Here is a 22,060-nt window from a genome sequence, read left to right as displayed (position 1 = left end):
CACGACCGTGCCGATCGCGGTGAGCCCGAGAGCGAGCGCCCGACGGAGACTGTCGCGGGCGAGGTCGGGCCCGCGCTCCCGCGAGCGGAGGGCGTCGCGCGGATCGACGCCGCCGGCGCCGCCGAGCGCGATCGCGCGCTCGCGCGCCTCGAGGGCGCGCGCACGGCGCCGGTATCCCGCGCGGTCGGCGATGCCCACGAGCACCGCTCCGGCCATGATGAGCTCGGGGGCGGCGCCCGCGGCCATGAAGGGGATCGCGAAGCCCGCGCCGGCGATGCCCGACCAGATGTGGGCGGCCATCGCCTCGACGTGCGGGCGGATGAGCACGGCCGTCGACGCCGCGGCCGACGCCGCCGTCGTCACGATGGCGATCGAGGCGACCGTGCCGACGATGCCGATCGGCCGGTCGGGGCCCGAGTTCAGCAGGTAGATGATGCCGACGGCCGACAGCCCCGAGGCGACGGCGATGACGATCGCGCTGATCGCCGGCGTGCGTTCGAGGCGGTCCTCGCCGCGGCGCGCGAAGAGCAGCACGAGCGCGCTCGCGGCGACGAGGATGCCGCCCGTGCGCAGGACCCCGGCGAGCTCGGGGAGGCCGAGCGCCCCGGCCGCGAGCCCGAGGGCCACGACGACGAGGGCCGCGACGAGCGCCCGTGCGACTCCGCGGCCGAGCAGCGGCTCGTGCGCGAGCGGTCGGGCGGGCGCGGTCGGCGCGGGCGTCGGTGAGCTCACCCCGTCAGTCAAGCACGCGCCCGCTAGACGATGAGCGCGCGCATGCCCTCCTCGAGCGCGGCGACCTCGGCCTCGGCCGCGGCGCGGCGCTCGTCCACGCCGCCCTCCGTGCTCGAGGCGTCGATGTACACCTTGACCTTGGGCTCCGTCCCGCTCGGGCGGACGATGACGCGGGCGCCGCCGTCCATCCAGAAGCGCAGGATGTCGGAGGCCGGGAAGACCCCGAAGCCGCGGATGAAGTCGTCGACCTGCGAGACGCGCACTCCGTTGATCGAGGCGGGCGGGGCATCCCGCAGTGCCGCCATGATCGCGGGGATGCGCGCGAGGTCGGTGACCCGGAGCGAGACCTGGGCGCTCGCGAACGCGCCGAAGCGCTCGTCGAACGCGCGCTGGTGGTCCTCGAGCGTGCGCCCCTCGGCCGCGAGCTCGCCGACGAGCGCGAGGAGGTCGACCGCGGCGGAGATACCGTCCTTGTCGCGCACCTTCTCGGGATCGACGAGGTAGCCGAGGGCCTCCTCGAAGCCGTAGGCGAGGCCGCCCACGCGCGAGACCCACTTGAAGCCCGTGAGGGTGTCGCTGTAGCTCAGGCCGTGCGCCTTCGCGACCTCCGACAGGGCGGGGGAGGACACGATCGAGGCGGCGAGCTTCGCCATGCGGCCCTCGCGCTGCAGGCGCTCGGCGGCCCGCCAGCCGAGGAGCGCCCCCACCTCGTTGCCGCTCAGCCGGCGCCAGCCCTCGGCGGCGTCGGCGTCGGGGATCGCGACCGCGAGGCGGTCGGCGTCGGGGTCGTTGGCGATGATCAGCTGCGCGCCGGCGCGCGTCGCGGTCGCGAACGACAGATCCATCGCGCCCGGCTCCTCCGGGTTCGGGAAGGCGACCGTCGGGAAGGCGCCGTCGGGCTCGATCTGCTCGGCGACGACCGTCGGCTCGGCGAACTCCGCCTCGCGGAACACGCGCTGCGCGACCTCCCATCCGACGCCGTGCAGCGCCGTGTAGACGAACGGCACGGGCACCCGAAGGGCGGCGCCCTCGCCGTGCGGGGCGAGCGCGGCGGTCGCGGCGACGTAGGCGTCGACGACCTCCTCGCCCGAGACCTCGAACTCGCTCGAGCGCGGGAGCTGATCGATCGACGTCGTGGAGGCGACATCGACGATGGCTTCGTGGATCTCGGCATCGACGGGCGACACGATCTGCGAGCCGTGGTCGCGGCCGCCGAGGTACACCTTGTAGCCGTTGTCGCGCGGCGGGTTGTGGCTCGCCGTCACCATGACCCCGGCGCTCACGCCGAGGTGCCGAACCGCGAAAGCGAGGACGGGCGTCGGCATCATGCGCGGCAGGAGGATCGCGCGCACGCCCGCGCCCGCCATGATCTCGGCGGTGTCGCGCGCGAAGACGTCGGAGTTCACGCGGCCGTCGTACCCGATGACGATGCTCGGGTGGCTCTCGCGACCGAGCAGGAAGCGCGCGAGCCCCGCGGCGGCCTGCGTCACGAGCACGCGGTTCATGCGGTTCGAGCCCGCGCCGAGCTCGCCGCGCAGCCCGGCCGTCCCGAACGCGAGCCGCGAATCGAAGCGATCGTGCAGGGCCGCGACGGCCGCGGCGTCGCCGGCCTCGGCATCCTCGATGATGGTCTCGAGCTCGGCCCGCGTGACGGGGTCCGGATCCTGGTCGCGCCAGGCCTTGGCGGCGTCGAGGGTCGTCATGGGGTCTCCGATCTACAGGGCCGCGACGATGCGGGCGAGGAGCGCGCTGATGACCGACTCGGCGTCCTTGCCGGCCTGGATCACCTCGGCGTGGCTGAGCGGCTCGGGGCTGATGCCCGCGGCGAGATTCGTGATGAGCGACATGCCGAGGATCTCCATCCCCGCCTGACGGGCCGCGATCGCCTCGAGCGCCGTCGACATGCCGACGATGTGGCCGCCCATGGCCTTCGCCATCTGCACCTCGGCCGGCGTCTCGTAGTGCGGGCCGCGGAACTGCACGTACACGCCCTCGTCGAGACCCGGGTCGATCTCGCGGGCGAGGCCGCGCAGGCGCGCGCTGTAGAGGTCGGTGAGGTCGATGAAGGTCGCGCCCTCGAGCGGCGAGTCGGCCGTGAGGTTCAGGTGGTCGCTGATGAGGACGGGCGTGCCGGGCGTCCAGTGCTCCTTGATGCCGCCGGCGCCGTTCGTGAGGATCATCGTCTGCGCGCCCGCCGCGGCCGCCGTGCGCACCGAGTGCACGACGCGACGCACGCCGTGGCCCTCGTAGTAATGGGTGCGCGCACCGATGACGAGCGCCCGCTTGCCGCTCGGGGTGAGGATGCTGCGGAGCGTGCCGACGTGACCGGTGAGCGCGGGCTTCGAGAAGCCGATGATCTCGGTCGCGGGGATCTCGGCCGTCGTCTCGCCGATGAGGTCGGCGGCCTTCGCCCAGCCCGAGCCGAGGGTGAGGGCGATGTCGTGACTCGCGACGCCGGTCTTCTCGGCGATCTGCGCGGCGGCCTCGGCGGCGATCGCGAAGGGGTCGGCGTTCGGGTCGTCGAGCGGGTGCGGTGCGTCAGCGGACATGACGAACATCGTAGTGACGCGGCCCGATGCGCGACCGCGCGCGGTCGTGCGCATGCGCGCTCGGGCGGGGCGGGCATCCGTTGGGGGGTTCGCGGGCGGAGTGGAAGACTGGAGGGCGTGTCGACAACATTCGAACGGACCCAGCGCATCGTCATCATCGGCGGCGGACCCGGCGGCTACGAGGCCGCCCTCGCCGGCCGCCAGCTCGGGGCGGAGGTCACCCTCATCGAGCGCTCGGGCGTCGGAGGGTCGGCGGTGCTCACTGACGTCGTGCCCTCGAAGACGCTCATCGCGACGGCCGAGGCGGCCGAGGCGATCATGGAGGCCGGCGAGGTCGGCGTGCAGTTCTTCGCCCGCGGCGAGCGCGGCCGGGCGGTCAAGCCCGAGATCGCCGTCAACCTCACCGCCGTCAACCAGCGGCTGCTGCGCCTCGCCGCCCAGCAGTCGCAGGACATGCATGAGCAGCTCGAGCGCGCGGGCGTGCGGATCCTCAACGGGGACGCCCGTCTCGACGGGCCCGCCCGCGTCGTCGTCTCCACCGGCAGCGGGCGCAAGCGCGTCGACTTCGACGAGTGCGAGGCCGACACGATCATCGTCGCCGTGGGTGCGTCGCCGCGCGAGCTGCCGACGGCGAAGCCCGACGGCGAGCGCATCCTCACCTGGAAGCAGCTCTACGGGCTCGAGGACGTCCCCGAGCACCTCATCGTCGTCGGCTCGGGCGTCACGGGCGCCGAGTTCGCCTCGGCGTATCGCTCGCTGGGCGCGCGCGTCACGCTCGTCTCCTCCCGCGACCAGGTGCTCCCGGGCGAGGATGCCGATGCCGCGGCCCTCATCGAGAAGGTGTTCCTCCGCTCCGGCATGGAGCTGCTCTCGAAGGCGCGCGCCGAGAGCGTCGAGAACACGGGCGCGGGCGTGAAGGTGACCCTCGCCGACGGCCGCGTCGTCGAGGGCTCGCACTGCCTCATGGCGGTCGGCGCCGTGCCGAACACGGCCGGTCTCGGGCTCGAGGAGGCGGGGGTGCAGCTCGCGGAGAGCGGGCACATCCGCGTCAACCGCGTCGCGCGCACGTCGATCCCGTCGATCTACGCCGTCGGCGACTGCAGCGACTTCCTGCCGCTCGCCTCCGTCGCGTCGATGCAGGGCCGTACCGCGGTCTATCACGCGATGGGCGACGCGGTCGACCCGGTCGAGCGTCGGAACGTGACATCCAACATCTTCACGCACCCCGAGATCGCGACCGTCGGGTTCTCGCAGAAGGACGTCGAGGACGGCGTCGCGCGCGGCACCGTCTTCAAGCTGCCGCTCGCCGCGAACCCGCGGGCCAAGATGCAGGGCATCAAGGAGGGCTTCATCAAGCTCTTCGCCTCGCGCACCTCCGGCACCGTGATCGGGGGAGTCGTCGTGGCGCCGCGGGCCTCCGAGCTCATCCTGCCGATCGCGCTCGCGGTCGAGCACCGCCTGACGGTCGACCAGCTCGCGTCGGCGATGAGCGTCTACCCCTCGCTCTCGGGCGGCATCACGGATGCGGCGCGGGCGATGCACGTCATCCGCGAGTAGCGGGGCGCGGGGCCCGCCCCCGCGCCCCGCGGCCTGTCCCGCGAGATCACGGCTCTCGAGCGAGATCATCGGAAACTTATGCTGATCTCGCCGCGAGCGGATGTCCTCATCGCGCGACAGCCGGAGTGCCGGTCCTCCACACCGCGCGATGCGTCGTGCGCATCTCGCCGTTGCGCAGGCAGGCGCGCATCGGGCCGAGGGCCTCGGCATCATCGAGCAATGCGGGAAGTCCACGATGGTAGTGACACGGGCCCGGGGTTCATCCGCCCATCGCGACTCCTCGACGAAGGCGAACGGTCGCAGGTCTACCGCGCGGCTCGGGCCGGCCAGCTGGTGAGGCTCGCGCCCGACGTGCTGATCGAGCGCACGCACCTCGAAGCGCGTCCACCCGAGGCGCGCCACCTCTTCCACATCGCGGCGGTTTGGCATCGCGCGCAGGCCGACGAGGTGCTCTCCCATCGCTCGGCGGCGGTCGCGTGGGGGCTCCCGATCTACGGAGGAGTCCCGGACCGTCCCGAGGTGACCGTCGCCTCGGGCGTCCGCCGGGGAAGCTCGCGAACCTTCATCCGGCACCGCTCCGACAGGCCGCTCCTGCCGGAGCTGGTGCACGAACGACCGGTGACGGGCCTCGCCCGCACCGTTGCAGACGTCACTACGACCAGGCCCTTCGAGGAGGGTGTCGTGGTGGCCGACGCTGCCCTCCGTCTCGTTGCCGGCCCCTCTGCGGCGGGTGGAGACGTCCATGCCGTGGCGCGCCTGCGCCGTGACGTGCTGAGCGAGATCGACGCGATGCGCACTAACCGGGGTGTCGCTCGAGCGAGGAGGGTCGTCGAGTTCGCTGATCCAGGCGCCCAGCTACCGGGAGAGTCGATCAGCCGCTGCACGATGCTGCGGCTCGGGTGCCCCCTTCCGCGACTGCAGCACCGGATCGAGTCGATCAGCGGACGGACCTACTATCTCGACTTCTACTGGCCGGGGCAGCGGATCGGCGCGGAGTTCGACGGGATGGCGAAGTACATCGACGAGCGATTCGTGCGGGGGCGAAGCCCTCGGGACGTGCTTCGTGCCGAGAAGGGCAGGGAGGACGAGGTCAGGCTCGAACTCGCGGGCTATGGCCGGTGGGGGTTCGATGTCGCGCGGCGGGCCGACATGCTCGGGCCGCTGCTGAGGCGCATCGGCCTCCGCTGGTGATCGTCCGCGGGCGAGGTCACCGGTGAACGGCGAGGGCACGAGAAGGTTCGCGCGTCTTCGCCAAGAACTCGTGATCTCGAGCGGGTGCTCCGGCCGGCTGGCTAGTCGGCGATCGTGAGCAGCACGTGGCCGGCGGCGACAGTCTCGCCGACGGTCGCGTTGACGCCGGAGACCGTGCCGTCCTTGTGCGCGGTCATCGGCTGCTCCATCTTCATGGCCTCGAGCACGGCGACGAGGTCGCCCGCGACGACCGAGTCGCCCTCCGCGACGGCGAGCTTCACGACCGTGGCCTGCATGGGGCTCTTTACCGCGTCGCCCGAGGCGCCGACGGCGACCGCCGAGCCTCCCCGACGGCGCGGGGCGACGGCGAGGGCGGCGGCGGGGCGGGATGCTCCGCTCGGCATGAGCGACTCCGGAAGCGACACCTCCAGGCGCTTGCCCCCGACCTCGACCACGACGGTGTGCCGGGCGACGGGCGCCGACACCTCGTCGGTCAGGGTGCCGCTCCAGGGCTCGAGCTGGTTGTCGAACTCGGTCTCGATCCAGCGCGTGAAGACGGTGAAGGCAGCGCCGGCGGCGGGCGCGAACGCGGGGTCGTCGACGATGGCGCGGTGGAACGGGAGCACGGTGGGAAGGCCGGTCACCTCGAATTCGGCGAGGGCGCGGCGCGAGCGCTCGAGGGCATCCTCGCGCGTCCTGCCCGTGACGATGAGCTTCGCCAGGAGGGAGTCGAAGGCGCCCGAGATGACGTCGCCGGTCGTGACGCCCGAGTCGACGCGCACGCCGGGGCCGCCGGGGAAGCGCAGCGCGTGCACGGGGCCGGGCATCGGCATGAAGTTGAGGCCCGGGTCCTCGCCGTTGATGCGGAACTCGATCGAGTGGCCGTGGGCGACGGGGTCGTCGTAGCCGATCTCCTGGCCCTCGGCGATGCGGAACTGCTCGCGCACGAGGTCGATGCCGGTGACCTCCTCCGAGACGGGGTGCTCGACCTGGAGGCGCGTATTGACCTCGAGGAACGAGACGGTGCCGTCGGCGCCGATGAGGAACTCGCACGTGCCCGCGCCGACGTAGCCGACCTCGCGGAGGATCGCCTTCGACGACTCGTACAGCAGCGAGGTCTGCTCGTCCGTCAGGAACGGCGCCGGGGCCTCCTCGACGAGCTTCTGGTGCCGGCGCTGCAGCGAGCAGTCGCGCGTGGAGATGACGACGACGTTCCCGTGCGCGTCGGCGAGGCACTGCGTCTCGACGTGTCGCGGCTTGTCGAGGTACTTCTCGACGAAGCACTCGCCGCGGCCGAACGCGGCGATGGCCTCGCGCGTGGCCGAGTCGAAGAGCTCGGGGACCTCCTCGCGCGTGCGGGCGACCTTGAGGCCGCGGCCGCCGCCGCCGAACGCGGCCTTGATCGCGACGGGCAGGCCGTGGATGTCGACGAAATCGAGCACCTCCGCGGCGCCCGAGACGGGGTTGAGGGTGCCGGGGGCGAGCGGGGCGCCGACCTTCTCGGCGATGTGGCGAGCCTTGACCTTGTCGCCGAGGGCGTCGATCGCCTCGGGGGAGGGGCCGATCCAGATGAGGCCCGCCTCGATGACGGCGCGCGCGAACTCGGAGTTCTCGGCGAGGAAGCCGTAGCCCGGGTGCACGGCGTCGGCGCCCGAGCGCCGCGCGACGGAGAGCAGCTTGTCGATCACGAGGTAGGTCTCGGCGCTCGTCGCGCCGCCGAGCGCGTACGCCTCGTCGGCCAGCTTGACGTGGCGCGCGTCGCGATCCTGGTCGGCGTAGACGGCGACGGTGCCGAGACCGGAGTCGCGCGCCGCGCGGATGACGCGGACGGCGATCTCGCCGCGGTTCGCGATGAGTACCTTCGAGATGCGGGCCATGGTTCTCTACCCTAGGGGCCGCCCCGCACCCCCCGTTTGGCTCGCCCTCACAAAAGGCGGGCGAATCCCTTGCAGGGGGTCACAGGCGACGGATGCCCGGGCGGGCCCGCCGCGGACGCCTCCGTCAGCGGTTCCAGAGCTCCGTCCACCGCCCGCCGAGCTCGTGCACGAGCTTGCGCACGAGCGGCACGGAGAGGCCGACGACCGTGTGCGGGTCGCCCTCGATGCGGTCGATGAACCCCGCGCCCTTCGAGTCGATCGTGAACGCCCCGGCGACCTTCAGCGGCTCGCCCGTCGCGATGTACGCGTCGATCTCGGTCTCCTCGATGTCGTCGGCGAAGTGCACGATCGCGCTCGAGGCGCGGCCGACGGCGCCGCGCAGCTCGCCCCCGCGGTGGTCGATGAGCCAGTGCCCGGAGTGCAGCACGCCGCTGCGGCCGCGCTGCGCGAGCCAGCGCTCGCGCGCGACCGCGGGCTCGTGCGGCTTGCCGAACACGGTGCCATCGAGCTCGAACGCCGAGTCGCCGCCGAGGATGAACCCGTCGAGGTCGGCGGGCGCGAACCCCGCGGCACCGCACACGGCCGGGTCGAGCACGGCCTCGGCCTTGAGGCGCGCCAGCAGCTGGACCATCTCGGCCGCCGTCAGCGGGCCCGCGGCGGCGACCGCGGCATCCTCGTCGACGAGCGGGGCGATCGCGACCGGATCGATGCCGACCGCGCGCAGCGTCGCGAGGCGGGCGGGCGAGGTCGAGGCGAGAATGAGGCGCACGCCTCGATGCTAGGCGGCGGCGCTCGCCGCGGCGCGCTCGCGCGGCCCCCGTAGTCTGGCGGGATGGGTGAGAACACCGGCCGCGAGGTCGAATTGACAGTGGAGCGCATCGCGCACGGCGGCATCTCGGTGGGGCGCCTCGACGGGCGCGTGGTCTTCGTGGTCGACGCGATCCCGGGCGAGACGGTGCGCGCGCGCATCTCCGACGACCGCAAGAAGAGCTTCTGGCGGGCCGACGCGATCGAGGTGCTGCAGCCGAGCGAGCACCGCCGCGACCACGTCTGGCCGGTCGCGAGCATCGACCGCGACCCGCGGCAGCGCGCGGGCGGCGCCGAGTTCGGGCACATCGCGCTCAGCCACCAGCGCGAGCTCAAGCGCCAGGTGCTCGCCGAGTCGCTGCAGCGCATGGCCGGCATCGAGAGCGACGTCAAGGTCGAGCAGCTGCCCGGCGATCACGCCGCGAACGGCCTCGGCTGGCGCACGCGCATCCGTCTGCACGTCGACGACGAGGGCCGCATCGGCCCGATGGCGAGCCGCTCGCACACCGTGATCCCGGTGACGGATGCTCCGCTCGCCTCGCCCGCCGTGCAGGCCGCGACGCCCTTCAGCGAGCGATTCACGGGCCTCGGCACCGTCGATGTGCTCGCCCCCACGGTCGGCGACGCGCGCCTCGTGCTCGGCGAGCAGAAGCCGACGGTCATCAGCGAGCGCGTCGGCGACCGCACGTTCCGCCTCGACGACACGGGCTTCTGGCAGGTGCACCGCGAGGCGCCGTCGGCGCTCACGGCCGCGGTGCAGGGCGCGATCGACGACGCCGCCTTCGATCCGCGCGCCGCGAACCTCGACCTGTACGGCGGCGTCGGCCTCCTCGCCGCCGCGGTCGGCGACCGCTTCGGCCCGGCGACCCGGATCACGAGCGTCGAGTCCGACGAGCGCGCGACCGAGCACGCCGCCGAGAACCTCGCCGAGTGGGTGGGCGCGGCCGCGATCACGGCGCGCGTCGACCGCTTCCTGCGCGAGCTCGAGCAGTCGGCGAGCGCGGCCGAGCGCGCTCGACTGCGCGCGGCGACGGTCGTGCTCGACCCGCCCCGCTCGGGCGCGGGCACGGAGGTCATGGCGGTGCTCGGCCGACTCGCGCCCGCGCAGCTCGTCTACGTCGCGTGCGATCCCGTCGCGCTCGCGCGGGATGTCGCGCTCGCCGCCCAGCACGGGTACCGGCTCGCGGGCCTCAGGGCCTTCGATCTCTTCCCCCACACGCACCACGTTGAGGCCGTCGCGAGCCTCGTTCGCGACTGATTCTCGCGTAAACAGCGGCATCCGCGCCTCTCCACCGGCGCGGCGCGACTCGGGCTGGGGGCCCCCGGGCGACTAGCATGGGGCGAGCACCGCAGCCCGACGGTGCGCTCCGAGCCGCTCAGGGAAGTAGAACGTCGTCGTGGTCGCACCTCAGGGGAAGAAGGTCCGGATCGCCGTGGTCGACGACCACGAATCCGTCCGCCTCGGTCTCCAGGCCGCGTTCACCAACGCGGGCTTCGAGTTCGTCCTCGCGGCGGCGACCGTCCACGAGTTCGTCGAGGGGCTCGGCTCCGGCGAGGTCGACGTCGTCGTGCTCGATCTGTCGCTCGGCGACGGCTCGAGCGTGACCGAGAACGTCAAGGCCGTCCAGGCGACCGGCTCGGCGGTGCTCGTGCACTCGATCGCCGATCGCGTCGCGAGCGTCCGCGAGGCGCTCGCCGCGGGTGCCGCGGGCGTCATCCCGAAGTCGTCCGCGACGAAGACCGTGATCGCCGCCGCCGAGACCGTGGCGCGCGGCGAGGTCCTCAACAACCTCGAGTGGGCGAGCGCGATCGACGCCGACCGCGACTTCGCGAAGGCGCAGCTCGGCCGTCGCGAGCGCGAGATCCTCCACCTCTACGCCTCGGGCCTGCCGCTCAAGCTCGCCGCCCAGCAGCTGGGCATCGGCTACTCGACGGCGCGCGAGTACCTGGACCGCATCCGCGCGAAGTACGTCGAGGTCGGGCGCCCGGCGCCGACCAAGGTCGACCTCCTGCGCCGCGCCGTGGAGGACGGCATTCTCCCCGGCCTCGACAACGACGGCGATGACTCGGCCTGAGCCGGCTCCGAGCGCGGCGAAGCAGCCGCGTCAGCCGATCAGCCGCAAGCGGGTCGACACCGTCCTGTCGCGCTCGGTCGCCTGGTTCGGCGTGGTCTTCGGGATCCAGGCGCTCCTGCTCGTCATCCCGCAGTACGGGCTCGCGCAGCCCATCTGGGCGGCCGTCGCCGTCGGCGCCGTCTACGGCTCGCTCCTGTTCTCGCTGCTGTGCTCGATGCTCAAGCGCTTCGTCGTCGGAGCGCACCGCATCGTCGCCACCGTCTACGTGGTGGCGCTGCTGACCTGGCCGTTCTTCCTCGCCGATCCGACGAAGCCACAGGAGGGCGACCACTGGCTGTACCTCCTCACGACGGTCGCGACCGCGAGCGCGGCGATCGGCCTGAGCGTCCGGGGCGCCCTGATCTACCTCTTCGTCGTGCCGTTCATCTACGGCATCATCCGGGCGATGCCGACGGGCGGCGACGGGCCGTGGGAGCTCGGTCTCTTCAACGCGATCTACGCCGTGATCCTCGGCGGTGCCGTCCTCGTCATCATCACGATGACGCGCGCCGCGTCGAGCTCCGTCGACGACGCGCAGGGCACCGCCCTCGACCGGTACTCGTACGCCGTGCGCCAGCACGCGACCGAGGTCGAGCGCGTGCACGTCGATGCGATCGTCCACGACAGCGTGCTCACGACCTTCCTCTCGGCCGCCCGCGCGGAGTCGCCGGAGGAGAAGAACCTCGCCGCGACGATGGCGGCCAATGCCATGCGCCACCTCGAGGAGGCCGCGCTCGCGACGCCCGACGACGGCAGCACGGTCCGCTTCCGCCAGGTCGCCGACCGCATCGTGCGGGCGGCGCGCGAGATGTCCGTGCCGTTCTCCATCCGGGTGCGCTCGCTCGACACGCGCATCCTGCCGGCCGCGCAGGCGGAGGCGCTCTACTCGGCCGCCGTGCAGGCCATGGTCAACTCCATTCAGCACGCCGGGGGGCCCGACGTGCGCCGCTGGCTGCGGGTCTCGGGCGTCCAGGGCGGCGCCATCGAGATCGAGGTCGGCGACGCCGGCAGCGGGTTCGACCTCGCGCGGGTGCCGGGGGAGCGCCTCGGCGTGCGCCGGTCGATCATCGAGCGCGTCGCCAATGCCGGTGGCGCCGCGGAGGTCCGGACCGAGCCGGGCCACGGCACGGTCGTCGTGGTCCGATGGCCGGTGTTCGCCCCCGCGGCGGACGATGCGTCGAGCCCCGAGCTCGAGGAGGCGCGATGAGGATCGGCGTGCCCCGCGCGCTCATCGTCACGATGGCGGCGCTCTTCTCCGGCTACCACATCGTCCTCGGGCTCTACACGATCGACGTCCCGACCAATCCCCTTGCCGTGCTCGCGGCGATGGTGCTCTACGCCCTCGCGTCGACGATCAGCCTGCTGCCCGGGCAGCCCGAGCGCATGCCGGTCTGGATGGCCGCGCTCAACGTCGCCGTGTGCGTCAGCATGACGCTGCTCATCACTCCGCAGCTTGACCCGGAGCGCGAGGGCGGTCTCGGGTACGCGACCTGGTACGTCGCCGCGATCGGCACGCTCATGACGATCACGTCGACCCGCAAGCGGCACCTCTTCGCCTGGGTGGGGATCGCCCTGCTCGTCGTGCAGACCGTGTGGTGGGGCGGACCCGGGCTGCTCCTCGGCACGGGCGTCATCGGCTCGGCGGCGTGGGTGGCGATCTCGCACATCCTGAGCCGCGCGCTCGCCAAGGCCTCGCTCGACGCCAACCGCTTCGCGCAGGCCGAGCGCGAGGCGACCGACTGGCAGGCGGCGCAGGAGGCTCACCTCTACGAGCGGCAGTTCCGCCTCGGGCAGACGAGCACGATGGCCGCGCCGATGCTCCGGGTCATCGAGCGATCCCGCGGCGAGCTCAGCGACGACCAGCGCCGCGAGTGCATCTACCTCGAGGCCGCCATCCGCGACGAGATCCGCGGCCGCGAGCTGCTCAACGACGCGGTGCGCGCGCAGGTCATGGCCGCGCGCCGGCGAGGTGCGACCGTCACCCTCTTCGATGAGGGAGGGCTCGACGGGATGGACCCGGATGCGCGCGACCGCATCCTCGACCAGCTCGCCGGCGCCATCCGCAGCACGGGGGCGCGCCGCATCATCGCCCGGACGGCCCCCGCCGACTCCGACACCGCCGTGACGGTCGTCGGCCTCACGCCCGTCGGCGATGGCTCGGCTCGCGACCTCGGCTCGGCCGAGGAGGAGGACGACGAGGACGACGCCGTCGACCTCTGGCTCGAGATCCCGCGGGCGCCGGCGCGCGTCGCGCACTGAGCCCGCCCGTTAACGATCGAAGGGCCGGAGTACCCATCTCCGGCCCTTCGCAACGTATCGAGTTAGATCCACAACCCGAATATGGATCTAACTCGCCCCCCAATCACCCGGCCGATTTACCCTATTCAGCCGGTGAAGGGTGGTGCGCTCCGATGGAGCTGCACCGCTTACAGGTAATAGTGCCCCTCATGGCGCTGTCGGCATAGTCGTCATTTTGGGGGACTACCGGGGTACATTTTTCGTACCCCGATTCACGGCATCCGCGAATTCTCGGGGCTGTGGGATCGAATTCTGCTCGAAACCGGGGTACATCCCCCGTCCGGGGGTAGCGATCAGGGGCCCCGATACCCTTCCGGTTGCGGAATCCGAAGCGCGGACAACCGATTCCGCACTTCCGTCGCAAGGACTCGGATGGTCCCGGCCGAAATCGAGACGGGGTCTCAGCAGCCGCGCTGGCCTCGGGAGGCGCTCCAGGCGCCCGGCCCGGCCTGCACGACGGCCCGCGGAGCCCGCGCCGCCCGGCGCCACAGGTCGACGGCCGCGACCTTGCGCGGCGCGCCGAGAGCGGCCTGCTCGGCCAGCACCGCGGCGATCACGGTCTGGGTCGCGGCGAGCTCCTCCTCGGTCGGGTCGCCCGACACGATGCGCACGAGCACCGACGGCGGAGCATCCGTGCCCGCGGGATCGACCTCGGCCGTCACAGCGGGATGTTCCCGTGCTTCTTGGGCGGCAGGCTCGCGCGCTTGCCCTTGAGGGCTCGCAGCGCCTTGATGACCGCGACGCGCGTGGCTGCGGGCTCGATGATGCCGTCGATCTCGCCGCGCTCGGCCGCCAGGAACGGGCTTGCGACGTTGTAGGTGTACTCGTTCGCCAGGCGCGTGCGGACCGCCGCGACATCCTCGCCCGCCGCCTCGGCCGCCTTGATCTCGTTGCGGTAGAGGATGTTCACCGCGCCCTGCCCGCCCATGACGGCGATCTCGGCCGTCGGCCAGGCGAGATTGATGTCGGCACCGAGCTGCTTCGAGCCCATGACGATGTAGGCGCCGCCGTAGGCCTTCCGCGTGATGACCGTGACGAGCGGCACCGTCGCCTCGGCGTAGGCGTAGAGCAGCTTCGCGCCGCGGCGGATGACGCCTGTCCACTCCTGATCGGTGCCGGGGAGGTATCCGGGCACGTCGACGAGCGTGAGGATCGGGATGTTGAAGGCGTCGCAGAAGCGCACGAAGCGCGCGGCCTTCTCGCCGGCGTCGATGTTGAGGGTTCCGGCCATGGCCTTCGGCTGGTTCGCGATGACGCCGACGCTGCGGCCGTCGACGCGCGCGAAGCCGATGACGATGTTCGGCGCGAAGAGCGGCTGCACCTCGAGGAACGAGCCGGCGTCGACGACGTGGTCGATGATGTCGAGCACGTCGTACGGCTGGTTCGGGCTGTCGGGGACCATCGTGTTGAGGCGGCGGTCGTCGTCGGTGATCTCGAGCTCGGCCTCGGAGGCGTACTCGGGCAGCTCGGCGAGGTTGTTGTCGGGCAGGTAGCTCAGCAGGGTGCGGGCGTAGTCGAAGACGTCGCTCTCGTCGGCGGCGAGGTAGTGCGCGACGCCCGAGACGCGGTTGTGGGTGAGCGCGCCGCCGAGCTCCTCCATGCCGACGTCCTCTCCCGTGACCGTCTTGATGACGTCGGGGCCGGTGACGAACATCTGGCTCGTCTTGTCGACCATGAGCACGAAGTCGGTGAGCGCGGGGGAGTACACCGCGCCGCCCGCGGCCGGCCCGCAGATGATCGAGATCTGCGGGATGACGCCCGACGCGGCGGTGTTGCGCCGGAAGATCTCGCCGTACTTGCCGAGGGCGACGACGCCCTCCTGGATGCGGGCGCCGCCGGAGTCGAGGATGCCGATGATGGGAACGCCGGTCTTGATGGCGAGCTCCATCACCTTAATGATCTTCTCGCCCGCGACCTCGCCGAGCGAGCCGCCGAAGATCGTGAAGTCCTGGCTGTACACCGCGACCTGACGGCCGTGGATCGTGCCGGTGCCGGTGACGACCGCGTCGCCGTAGGGCCGCTTTGCCTCCATGCCGAACGCGTGCGTGCGGTGGCGCACGAACTCGTCGAGCTCGACGAAGCTCCCGTGATCGAGCAGCGTGTCGATGCGCTCGCGGGCGGTCATCTTGCCCTTGGCGTGCTGCTTCTCGATCGCCGCCTCGCCTGCGGCCGTCACGGCCTCGTGGTAGCGGACGCGGAGGTCGGCGATCTTGCCGGCGGTCGTCGACAGGTCGGGAGCAGGAGTCTCGTCGGTCACCGGGTCAGCCTATCGACCAGTCACCGGCCGGTGCCGTTGGCGAAAAGGCACAAAAAGGGTATGCGACGGTGTGGGCGTCGGAACGGCGTGCGGTCATCCGCCGGTCGCCCCGCGTTCACCGCGCCGCCCGTGACGCGTCATCCGGCGCTCGTACCGTCGCTCGCGACACAGGCCCCGTCGTCGGCGCGGGCCGCGCGAGGGGGAGCCGATGCCGGTGCCGAGCACGACCGCGTGGGTCGAGTCGCCGCTGCAGCTGCTGGGGGCGCTCGAGCACGCCGCGCTCACGGCTCACGAGCGGGAGCGCCCGATCGCGATCCTGCCGCGCGCGGGCGACGCGCAGCTCGAGCGCACGGCCCTCCGGGTGCACGAGCGCGGTCTTCCCGGCGCCTCGGCGATCGGCATCGAGCGGCGGCTCATGCCGTGGCACCGCTTCGCGCCCGGCGCCGAGTGGCTCGTAGGGGACGCGTTCTCCGGCCTCGTGCAGGCGCGCCTCGCGCGCGCCGTGCCCCGCCGTGTCGTCCTCGTCGACGATGGCGCGATCACCCGCCGGCTCGCACGCGTGCTGGCGGCCGGCGAGCCCCTGCTGCGTCCGGCGAGGGACGCGGTCGAGGGCCCGAACGGCCTGCGCCGCGCGCTCGCTGCGTCGACCACCCGCACGCTGAGGGCGCTCGCCGACGAGGGTCGCCTCGACATCACGACCTACCTCGCGCCCGCCGACCCGGCGGTCGTGGCCCTCCGCGAGCTCGGAGCGCGCGTGCGGCATCACCGCTTCGCGTGGACGCGCGAGCACGGCCTCGCCGCACGAGTCGTGCCCGAGGGCCGCCGCATCGTGCTCGGGACGGCGGCCGTCGCCGACGGGCTCATCCCCGCCGACGAGCAGCGCGCGCTCGTGCGGCGCCTGGCGCGCGAGCACCGCGTGGCCTACCTCCCGCACCGGCGGGAGCCGGAGTGGTTCCTCCGGGCGCTGGCGCGCGAGCGTCACATCGACGTGGTGCCCGCCGCCGTGCCCGTCGAGCTCGCTCTCGGCGGCACCGCCCGTCCGCTCGAGGTCGTGAGCCGCCCGTCGAGCGCGCTCGAGACGCTCGGCGTCGTGCTCGAGGGCACCGGCTCGCGCGTCCGTCTCGCGGAGCCGGCCGAGGTCGCCCCGTGAGCGTGCTCGCGGTGATCCCCGCGCGCGGCGGGTCGAAGGGCGTGCCGGGGAAGAACCTCCGCACGGTCGGCGGGCGGAGCCTCGTGGCGCGGGCGGTCGGCGCGGCCCGCGCCGCGGCATCCGTCGATCGGGTCGTCGTGAGCACCGACGACCCCGCGATCGCTCGCGCGGCGGACGCAGCGGGGGCCGTCGTCATCATGCGACCGGCGGCTCTCTCGACCGACGACGCGGCGTCGGAGGCGGCGCTCCTGCACGCTCTCGCGATCGTCGGCGACGAGGTCGACGTGCTCGTCTTCCTGCAGGCCACGTCGCCGTTCATCGACTCCGCCGAGGTGGATGCCGCGGTCGCCCGCGTGCGCTCGCGCGAGGCCGACGTCGTCTTCGCGGCGATCGCGACCCCGGTCTTCCTGTGGGCTCCGAGCCCGGGGCCCGTGGTGGGATGGGCGGGCATCAACCACGCTGCCGCGCGCCGCCCCCGTCGCCAGGAGCTTCCCCCGCAGGTCGCCGAGACGGGCGCCTTCTACGTCATGGACGCCACCGGGTTCCGGGAGGCGGGCCACCGCTTCTTCGGGCGCATCGAGCCGGCCATCGTCGGCGAGGGCACCGCGTTGGAGATCGACACCGAGGAGCAGCTGCTGCTCGCCGACGCCCTCGCGGGCCTCATCGAAGGAGGGCGCCCGTGAGCGTCACGATCGCCGGCCGTCCGATCGGGGCCGGCCACCCCGTGTACGTGATCGCCGAGATCGGGCTGAACCACAACGGCGACGTCGAGATGGCCAAGCGGCTCATCGACGTCACGGCCGATGCCGGGGCCGATGCGGTGAAGTTCCAGAAGCGGACGCCCGAGCTCGCGACGCCGGCGCATATGCGCGACGTCGAGCGCGAGACGCCCTGGGGCACGATGACCTACCTCGAGTACCGGCACCGCGTCGAGCTCGATCGCGAGCAGTACATCGAGATCGGCGACCACGCGACGCTGCGCGGGCTGACGTGGTTCGCCTCCCCGTGGGACGAGCCGTCGGTCGCCTTCCTCGAGGGCCTCAACGTGGCTGCCCACAAGATCGCCTCCGCGTCGGTGACCGACCTCTCGCTCCTGCGCGCCGTCGCCGCGACCGGCCGTCCGATCATCCTGTCGACGGGCATGTCGACGCTCGAGCAGATCGATGCCGCCGTCGCCGAGCTCGACGCCGACGATCGGCTCGTGATCCTGCACGCGACGTCGACCTACCCGATGCCTGCCGCGGAGGCCAACCTCCGGATGATCCCGGCGCTCGCCGCCCGCTACCCGGGTGTGCCGATCGGCTACTCCGGGCACGAGCGCGGGCTGCAGATCAGCCTCGCCGCCGCCGCGCTCGGCGCGACCGCCATCGAGCGCCACATCACCCTCGACCGCACGATGTGGGGCAGCGACCAGGCCGCCTCGCTCGAGCCCCAGGGTCTCGAGCACCTCGTGCGCGACGTGCGCATCATCGAGGAGGCGCTCGGCGACGGGGTCAAGCGCGTGCAGCCCGGCGAGCTCGCCCCCATGGCGAAGCTGCGGCGGGTGACGGCGTGAGCCTGATCGCGGTCGCCGACTCCGATTCGTACCTCAAGTGGGTCGCGGGCACGGCCGAGCACCTCGCGAGCCCGTCCGGGCCGTTCGCCGACGCGGCCCTGCAGCTCGTGGCGAGCCCCGTGCTGCCGAGCGAGCCCCAGCGCCGCGCCGCTCTCGAGCGCACGCGCTGGCGCAGCCGCGATCTCGCCGTTCTCGACCTCGACGACCTCGTCGAGCAGGTGCGCGCGCGCCGGCCGGAGGTCGTGCTCGTGGGCATGCGAGGGCCGACCGCTGCGGTCGTCCTGCGCGAGCTCGCCGAGCTGCCGCACCGCCCCGTCCTCGTGACCGGCCTGCCGGGCGTCGCGATCCCCGCCACGCGCAAGGCGCTCTACTACCGGGCCCAGGCGGACCTCATGCTCGTGCACTCGCGCGGCGAGCGCCGCGCGTTCGCGGCTCGCGCACTCGAGCTCGGCTGGGCGCATCGCTTCGCCCTCACGACGCTGCCGTTCCTGGAGCGCCACCCTCCGGCCGGGGACGACATCGTCTTCGCGGCGCAGGCGCTCGTACCGGCGACGCTCGAGGAGCGCCGCTGGCTCGTCCGCCAGCTCGACGCGCTCGCTCGCCGGCATCCCGATCGCCGGGTGGTGCTCAAGGTGCGGGCGACGGGCGGCGAGCAGCAGACCCACGCCGAGCGCTGGCCGCTCGCCGAGCTGCTGGACGAGCTGCCCGAGCGGGCTCCGAACATCATCGTCCGGGGCGGATCGATGCTGCAGACCCTCGACACGGCGGGTGCTCTCGCGACCGTGAGCTCGACGGCGATCATCGAGTCCGTGGCCCGGGGCGTCCCCTCGCTCGCGCTCGACGACTTCGGCGTCGACGACGCGCTCATCAATACGGTCTTCCGCGACTCGGGCCTCCTGGGCTCGGTCGACGATCTGATCGAGTGCCGGTTCCGGATGCCCGCCCCCGGCTGGGCCGCCGACAACTACCTGCACCCCGACGCAGAGGCCGACGCCGCGACCGCGATCGCCGAGCTCGTGGCCGAGCGCGCGGCCGGAGGGCTCCCGGGGCGCCGCCCCGTGCGCTCGACGCTCGGCGGCTCGCTGCGCCGCGCGTGGGACCGCAAGAGCGCGTTCGGCCCGCACGACCGCTCGCTGAGCGGAGCGGCGGCCTTCGCCATCGGGGCTCCCGCGCGAGCGATCGTGACCCGGGCACGGCGGCTGCGGAGCGCCCTGGCGCGCTGACGACCCGGCACCGCGCGACCGTCGCTCGACCGACGAGAGCGCCAGCGGCCTGCGCGGCGCGTTGACCGCCCTCGGGGCCGGGGATACGCTCGCGGCTGACGGCCCCCTCCCCGGCGGGCCGCACCCCACGTGCAGCGGAGGCACCCATGTCGACGGCGACCCAGGGCGGGAGCGCTGCGGCGCTCGCCGTCGAGCAGAACGGCATCAACGTCATCCACGAGTCGGAGCGCAAGGGAACCCCGCGCGACCTCTTCTGGCCGTGGGCCGCGGCGAACATCTCGGTGTTCGGCATCGCGTACGGCGCGTTCCTGCTCTACTTCGGCATCTCGTTCTGGCAGGCGCTGCTGGTGGGGGCGATCGGCATCGGCGTCTCCTTCTTCTTCGTCGGGGTGATCGCGCTCGCGGGCAAGCGCGGCTCCGCGCCTACGCTCGTGCTCAGCCGGGCGATCTTCGGCGTCGACGGCAACCGCGTGCCGAGCATCCTGTCGTGGATCCTCACGGTCGGATGGGAGACGGTGCTCGTCTCGCTCGCCGTGCTCGCGACCTCGACGGTGCTCGCCGCGCTCGGCCTCGACGCGGGCATCGGCACGCAGATCGTCGCGCTCGTCGTCGTCGGCGCGCTCGTCATCGCGGCGGGGGTCATGGGGTTCGACCTCATCATGCGCCTGCAGAAGTGGATCACGATCGCCACGGGCGTGCTCACGATCGTCTACGTCGTTCTCGTGCTGCCGCAGATCGACCTCGGCGCGGTGCTCGCGCTCCCCGCGGGCGAGGCGGGCGCCGTCATCGGCGGGCTCGTCTTCATGCTCACCGGGTTCGGGCTCGGCTGGGTCAACGCCGCCGCCGACTACTCGCGCTACCTGCCGCGCTCGGCCTCGAGCCGCGGAGTCGTCGCGTGGACGACGTTCGGCGCCTCGTGGGCTCCCGCGCTCCTGCTGCTCGTCGGCCTCCTGCTCGCGGGCTCCTCGACGACCCTCCTCGACGCGATCGGCGCCGACCCGGTCGGGGCCCTGTCGACGATCCTGCCGACGTGGTTCCTCGTGCCGTTCGCGATCGTCGCCGTGCTCGGCTTCGTCGGCGGCGCCGTGCTCGACATCTACTCCTCGGGCCTGTCGCTCCTCGCCGCCGGCCTCAAGCTGCCGCGGGCCGCCGCGGTCGGCATCGACGGCGCGATCATGGTGCTCGGCACGATCTTCGTCGTCTTCATCGCGCAGGACTTCTTCGGCCCGTTCCAGGGCTTCCTCATCACCCTCGGCGTGCCGATCGCGGCGTGGGCCGGCATGTTCATCGCCGACATCATCCTGCGGAAGCAGCCCTACGCCGACGCCGAGCTCTACGACCGCGGCGGCCGCTACGGCTCGGTGCGCTGGGAGTCGATCGCGCTCCTCGTCGTCGGCACGGCGATCGGCTGGGGCTTCGTCTCGAACGCGTGGGCGAGCGAGGCCTTCGCCTGGCAGGGGTACTTCCTCGGCGCGGTCGGCGGTCTCGACGGGCCGTTCGGCGGCGCCAACCTCGGCGTGCTGTTCGCGCTCGTGATCGGCTTCGCCGGGTACCTCCTGCTCGGCCGGGCCGGCGTGCGCCGGCAGGACGCGCTCGGCGCGACGTCTCCGGTCGCGTGAGCGGTGCGGGCGGGGCGACCGCGCCCGGCGACGCGACGGGCGCGGGGGAGCGCGCCGGGCATCCGTGGCTCGTCGTCATCGACATGCAGCGCGTCTTCGGCGAGGCGGGCAGCCCGTGGTTCGCGCCCGGCGCCCCGGCGATCGAGCCGACCGTCGCGCGCCTCGTCGACGGCTTCGGTGACCGCGTCGCGCTGACCCGCTTCGTCGCACCCGCCGAGCCGGTCGGCGCGTGGGTGCCGTACTACGAGCTGTGGCCGTTCGCGCTCGTGCCGCCGACCGATGGGATCTGGGACCTCCTGCCGAGCATCCCCGCGCGCGATCACCGGGTGGTGACGCGCACGACGTTCTCGAAATGGGATGCGGAGCTCGCCTCGCTCGTCGGCCACGACATGGTCCTCGCCGGGGTCTCGACCGACTGCTGCGTGATCTCGACGGCGCTCGCCGCCGCCGACGCCGGGGTGCGGGTGCGGGTCGTCGCGGACGCGTGCGCGGGGGTCTCCGACGGCGATCACGAGCGCGCGCTCGCCGTGATGGCGCTCTACGGGCCGCTCATCGAGATCACGACCGCCGACGCGGTGCTCGCCGAGGTCGCGCGGGCGTGAACGGGGCCGCGGGGTCGCCGACGTCGAGCGAGCGCGACCGCGCCCTCGGCGCCCTGCAGGGGCTCGCGATCGGCGACGCCCTCGGGATGCCCTTCCAGCTGCTGCACCGCGACGAGGTGCGCGCCGGCTGGGGCGCGATCGTCGGCGGCTTCGCCGCTCCCGCGGCCGACCACCCGCTCGCGGGCGGCATGCCGCCGGGGGCGATCACCGACGACACCGAGCAGGCGCTCCTCGTCGCGCGGCTGCTCATCGAGGGCGAGGGCAGCATCGCACCGGCGACCCTCGCGCGCGAGCTCGTCGCGTGGGAGGACGACATGCGCGGCCGCGGGTCGACCGATCTGCTCGGGCCGTCGACGACGCGCGCCGTGCGGGCCGTGCTGCGCGGCGAGCCGATCGAGACGGCGGGACGCACGGGCACGACGAACGGCGCCGCGATGCGCATCGCGCCCGTCGGCATCGCGACGCCGGGTGCGGACGTCGGACGACTGCTCGACGCGGTCGAGGCCGCGAGCGCCGTGACGCACGCGAC

General features: G+C 73.0%; 20 protein-coding genes. 13 read left to right on the top strand and 7 right to left on the bottom strand.

What is annotated here, in order from left to right; translation table 11 throughout:
* The 3 genes from Q7T15_RS00215 to Q7T15_RS00205 all read right to left on the bottom strand — a co-directional run.
* On the bottom strand, nucleotides 1-732 hold a 732-nt coding region (locus Q7T15_RS00215; RefSeq protein WP_304692076.1), incomplete at its 3' end, for a hypothetical protein.
* 23 nt (nucleotides 733-755) lie between these two features.
* Entirely contained in the window at nucleotides 756-2,435 is a 1,680-nt protein-coding gene (locus Q7T15_RS00210; RefSeq protein WP_304692074.1) for a phospho-sugar mutase, read from the bottom strand.
* Nucleotides 2,436-2,447: 12 nt separating this feature from the next.
* Nucleotides 2,448-3,281: a purine-nucleoside phosphorylase gene (locus Q7T15_RS00205; protein ID WP_304692072.1), complete on the bottom strand. Its 834-nt coding sequence runs from the start codon at nucleotides 3,279-3,281 to the stop codon at nucleotides 2,448-2,450.
* Nucleotides 3,282-3,398: 117 nt separating this feature from the next.
* Between Q7T15_RS00205 and Q7T15_RS00200 the strand changes: the two genes are divergently transcribed.
* On the top strand, nucleotides 3,399-4,838 hold the full coding sequence (locus Q7T15_RS00200; RefSeq protein ID WP_304692070.1) for an NAD(P)H-quinone dehydrogenase: 1,440 nt from the start codon (nucleotides 3,399-3,401) through the stop codon (nucleotides 4,836-4,838).
* 219 nt (nucleotides 4,839-5,057) lie between these two features.
* Complete coding sequence (locus Q7T15_RS00195; protein WP_304692068.1) at nucleotides 5,058-6,029, top strand: hypothetical protein; 972 nt, start codon at nucleotides 5,058-5,060, stop codon at nucleotides 6,027-6,029.
* A 101-nt stretch (nucleotides 6,030-6,130) separates the two neighbouring features.
* Here the strand turns inward: Q7T15_RS00195 and Q7T15_RS00190 are convergent, their stop codons facing one another.
* Both Q7T15_RS00190 and Q7T15_RS00185 read right to left on the bottom strand, forming a co-directional pair.
* The gene (locus Q7T15_RS00190) at nucleotides 6,131-7,906 is read right to left on the bottom strand and encodes a biotin carboxylase N-terminal domain-containing protein (RefSeq protein WP_304692066.1); all 1,776 of its coding nucleotides are present in this window, start codon (nucleotides 7,904-7,906) and stop codon (nucleotides 6,131-6,133) included.
* Between the two features lie 124 nt (nucleotides 7,907-8,030).
* Nucleotides 8,031-8,675, bottom strand: coding sequence for a nucleoside triphosphate pyrophosphatase (locus tag Q7T15_RS00185; RefSeq protein ID WP_304692064.1), 645 nt, complete (start codon nucleotides 8,673-8,675; stop codon nucleotides 8,031-8,033).
* A 63-nt stretch (nucleotides 8,676-8,738) separates the two neighbouring features.
* Here Q7T15_RS00185 and Q7T15_RS00180 point away from each other — a divergent pair, with 63 nt between their 5' ends.
* From Q7T15_RS00180 to Q7T15_RS00165, 4 genes are all read left to right on the top strand, one after another.
* The gene (locus tag Q7T15_RS00180; protein WP_304692062.1) at nucleotides 8,739-9,971 is read left to right on the top strand and encodes a class I SAM-dependent RNA methyltransferase; all 1,233 of its coding nucleotides are present in this window, start codon (nucleotides 8,739-8,741) and stop codon (nucleotides 9,969-9,971) included.
* Between the two features lie 139 nt (nucleotides 9,972-10,110).
* The gene (locus tag Q7T15_RS00175) at nucleotides 10,111-10,788 is read left to right on the top strand and encodes a response regulator transcription factor (RefSeq protein ID WP_304692060.1); all 678 of its coding nucleotides are present in this window, start codon (nucleotides 10,111-10,113) and stop codon (nucleotides 10,786-10,788) included.
* Nucleotides 10,775-12,034, top strand: a complete 1,260-nt coding sequence (locus Q7T15_RS00170) for a sensor histidine kinase (RefSeq protein ID WP_304692058.1) — start codon at nucleotides 10,775-10,777, stop codon at nucleotides 12,032-12,034. The genes Q7T15_RS00175 and Q7T15_RS00170 overlap by 14 nt, the downstream gene beginning before the upstream one ends.
* An 8-nt stretch (nucleotides 12,035-12,042) precedes the next feature.
* Entirely contained in the window at nucleotides 12,043-13,086 is a 1,044-nt protein-coding gene (locus Q7T15_RS00165) for a hypothetical protein (protein ID WP_304692056.1), read from the top strand.
* A gap of 440 nt (nucleotides 13,087-13,526) precedes the next feature.
* Here the strand turns inward: Q7T15_RS00165 and Q7T15_RS00160 are convergent, their stop codons facing one another.
* Nucleotides 13,527-13,787, bottom strand: coding sequence for an acyl-CoA carboxylase subunit epsilon (locus Q7T15_RS00160; RefSeq protein ID WP_304692054.1), 261 nt, complete (start codon nucleotides 13,785-13,787; stop codon nucleotides 13,527-13,529).
* Nucleotides 13,784-15,382 carry an acyl-CoA carboxylase subunit beta gene (locus tag Q7T15_RS00155; protein ID WP_304692052.1) on the bottom strand — a complete coding sequence of 533 codons (1,599 nt, stop codon included), beginning with the start codon at nucleotides 15,380-15,382 and terminating at the stop codon, nucleotides 13,784-13,786. The genes Q7T15_RS00160 and Q7T15_RS00155 overlap by 4 nt, the downstream gene beginning before the upstream one ends.
* A gap of 208 nt (nucleotides 15,383-15,590) precedes the next feature.
* Between Q7T15_RS00155 and Q7T15_RS00150 the strand changes: the two genes are divergently transcribed.
* From Q7T15_RS00150 to Q7T15_RS00120, 7 genes are all read left to right on the top strand, one after another.
* Nucleotides 15,591-16,532, top strand: a complete 942-nt coding sequence (locus tag Q7T15_RS00150) for a hypothetical protein (RefSeq protein ID WP_304692050.1) — start codon at nucleotides 15,591-15,593, stop codon at nucleotides 16,530-16,532.
* Nucleotides 16,529-17,215, top strand: a complete 687-nt coding sequence (locus tag Q7T15_RS00145) for a cytidylyltransferase domain-containing protein (protein WP_304692048.1) — start codon at nucleotides 16,529-16,531, stop codon at nucleotides 17,213-17,215. Before Q7T15_RS00150 ends, Q7T15_RS00145 begins: the two co-directional genes overlap by 4 nt.
* Nucleotides 17,212-18,087 (top strand): N-acetylneuraminate synthase family protein, encoded by an 876-nt coding sequence (locus Q7T15_RS00140; protein WP_304692046.1) that lies wholly within the window; start codon nucleotides 17,212-17,214, stop codon nucleotides 18,085-18,087. The genes Q7T15_RS00145 and Q7T15_RS00140 overlap by 4 nt, the downstream gene beginning before the upstream one ends.
* Nucleotides 18,084-19,310, top strand: a complete 1,227-nt coding sequence (locus Q7T15_RS00135; protein ID WP_304692044.1) for a DUF6716 putative glycosyltransferase — start codon at nucleotides 18,084-18,086, stop codon at nucleotides 19,308-19,310. The genes Q7T15_RS00140 and Q7T15_RS00135 overlap by 4 nt, the downstream gene beginning before the upstream one ends.
* A 146-nt stretch (nucleotides 19,311-19,456) precedes the next feature.
* Nucleotides 19,457-20,929 (top strand): cytosine permease, encoded by a 1,473-nt coding sequence (locus Q7T15_RS00130; protein WP_304692042.1) that lies wholly within the window; start codon nucleotides 19,457-19,459, stop codon nucleotides 20,927-20,929.
* The gene (locus tag Q7T15_RS00125; protein WP_304692040.1) at nucleotides 20,926-21,531 is read left to right on the top strand and encodes a cysteine hydrolase family protein; all 606 of its coding nucleotides are present in this window, start codon (nucleotides 20,926-20,928) and stop codon (nucleotides 21,529-21,531) included. Before Q7T15_RS00130 ends, Q7T15_RS00125 begins: the two co-directional genes overlap by 4 nt.
* Nucleotides 21,528-22,060, top strand: a 533-nt coding sequence (locus Q7T15_RS00120; protein ID WP_304692038.1) for an ADP-ribosylglycohydrolase family protein, incomplete at its 3' end; no start/stop codon positions are given. The genes Q7T15_RS00125 and Q7T15_RS00120, both read left to right, overlap by 4 nt.

This window comes from Microcella sp. (assembly GCF_030645145.1).
Lineage (GTDB): Bacteria > Actinomycetota > Actinomycetes > Actinomycetales > Microbacteriaceae > Microcella.
The sequence above is the reverse complement of the archived record's forward strand: the minus strand, read 5'-3'. Positions and strand labels throughout refer to the sequence as shown.

What these genes read in the sequence shown, in the direction of transcription:
- Q7T15_RS00150 (WP_304692050.1), top strand. Translation starts at nt 15,591, where the DNA reads ATGCCGGTGCCGAGCACGACCGCGTGGGTCGAGTCGCCGCTGCAGCTG.
- Q7T15_RS00130 (WP_304692042.1), top strand. Translation starts at nt 19,457, where the DNA reads ATGTCGACGGCGACCCAGGGCGGGAGCGCTGCGGCGCTCGCCGTCGAG.
- Q7T15_RS00205 (WP_304692072.1), bottom strand. Translation starts at nt 3,281, where the DNA reads ATGTCCGCTGACGCACCGCACCCGCTCGACGACCCGAACGCCGACCCC.
- Q7T15_RS00180 (WP_304692062.1), top strand. Translation starts at nt 8,739, where the DNA reads ATGGGTGAGAACACCGGCCGCGAGGTCGAATTGACAGTGGAGCGCATC.
- Q7T15_RS00210 (WP_304692074.1), bottom strand. Translation starts at nt 2,435, where the DNA reads ATGACGACCCTCGACGCCGCCAAGGCCTGGCGCGACCAGGATCCGGAC.
- Q7T15_RS00195 (WP_304692068.1), top strand. Translation starts at nt 5,058, where the DNA reads ATGCGGGAAGTCCACGATGGTAGTGACACGGGCCCGGGGTTCATCCGC.
- Q7T15_RS00190 (WP_304692066.1), bottom strand. Translation starts at nt 7,906, where the DNA reads ATGGCCCGCATCTCGAAGGTACTCATCGCGAACCGCGGCGAGATCGCC.
- Q7T15_RS00170 (WP_304692058.1), top strand. Translation starts at nt 10,775, where the DNA reads ATGACTCGGCCTGAGCCGGCTCCGAGCGCGGCGAAGCAGCCGCGTCAG.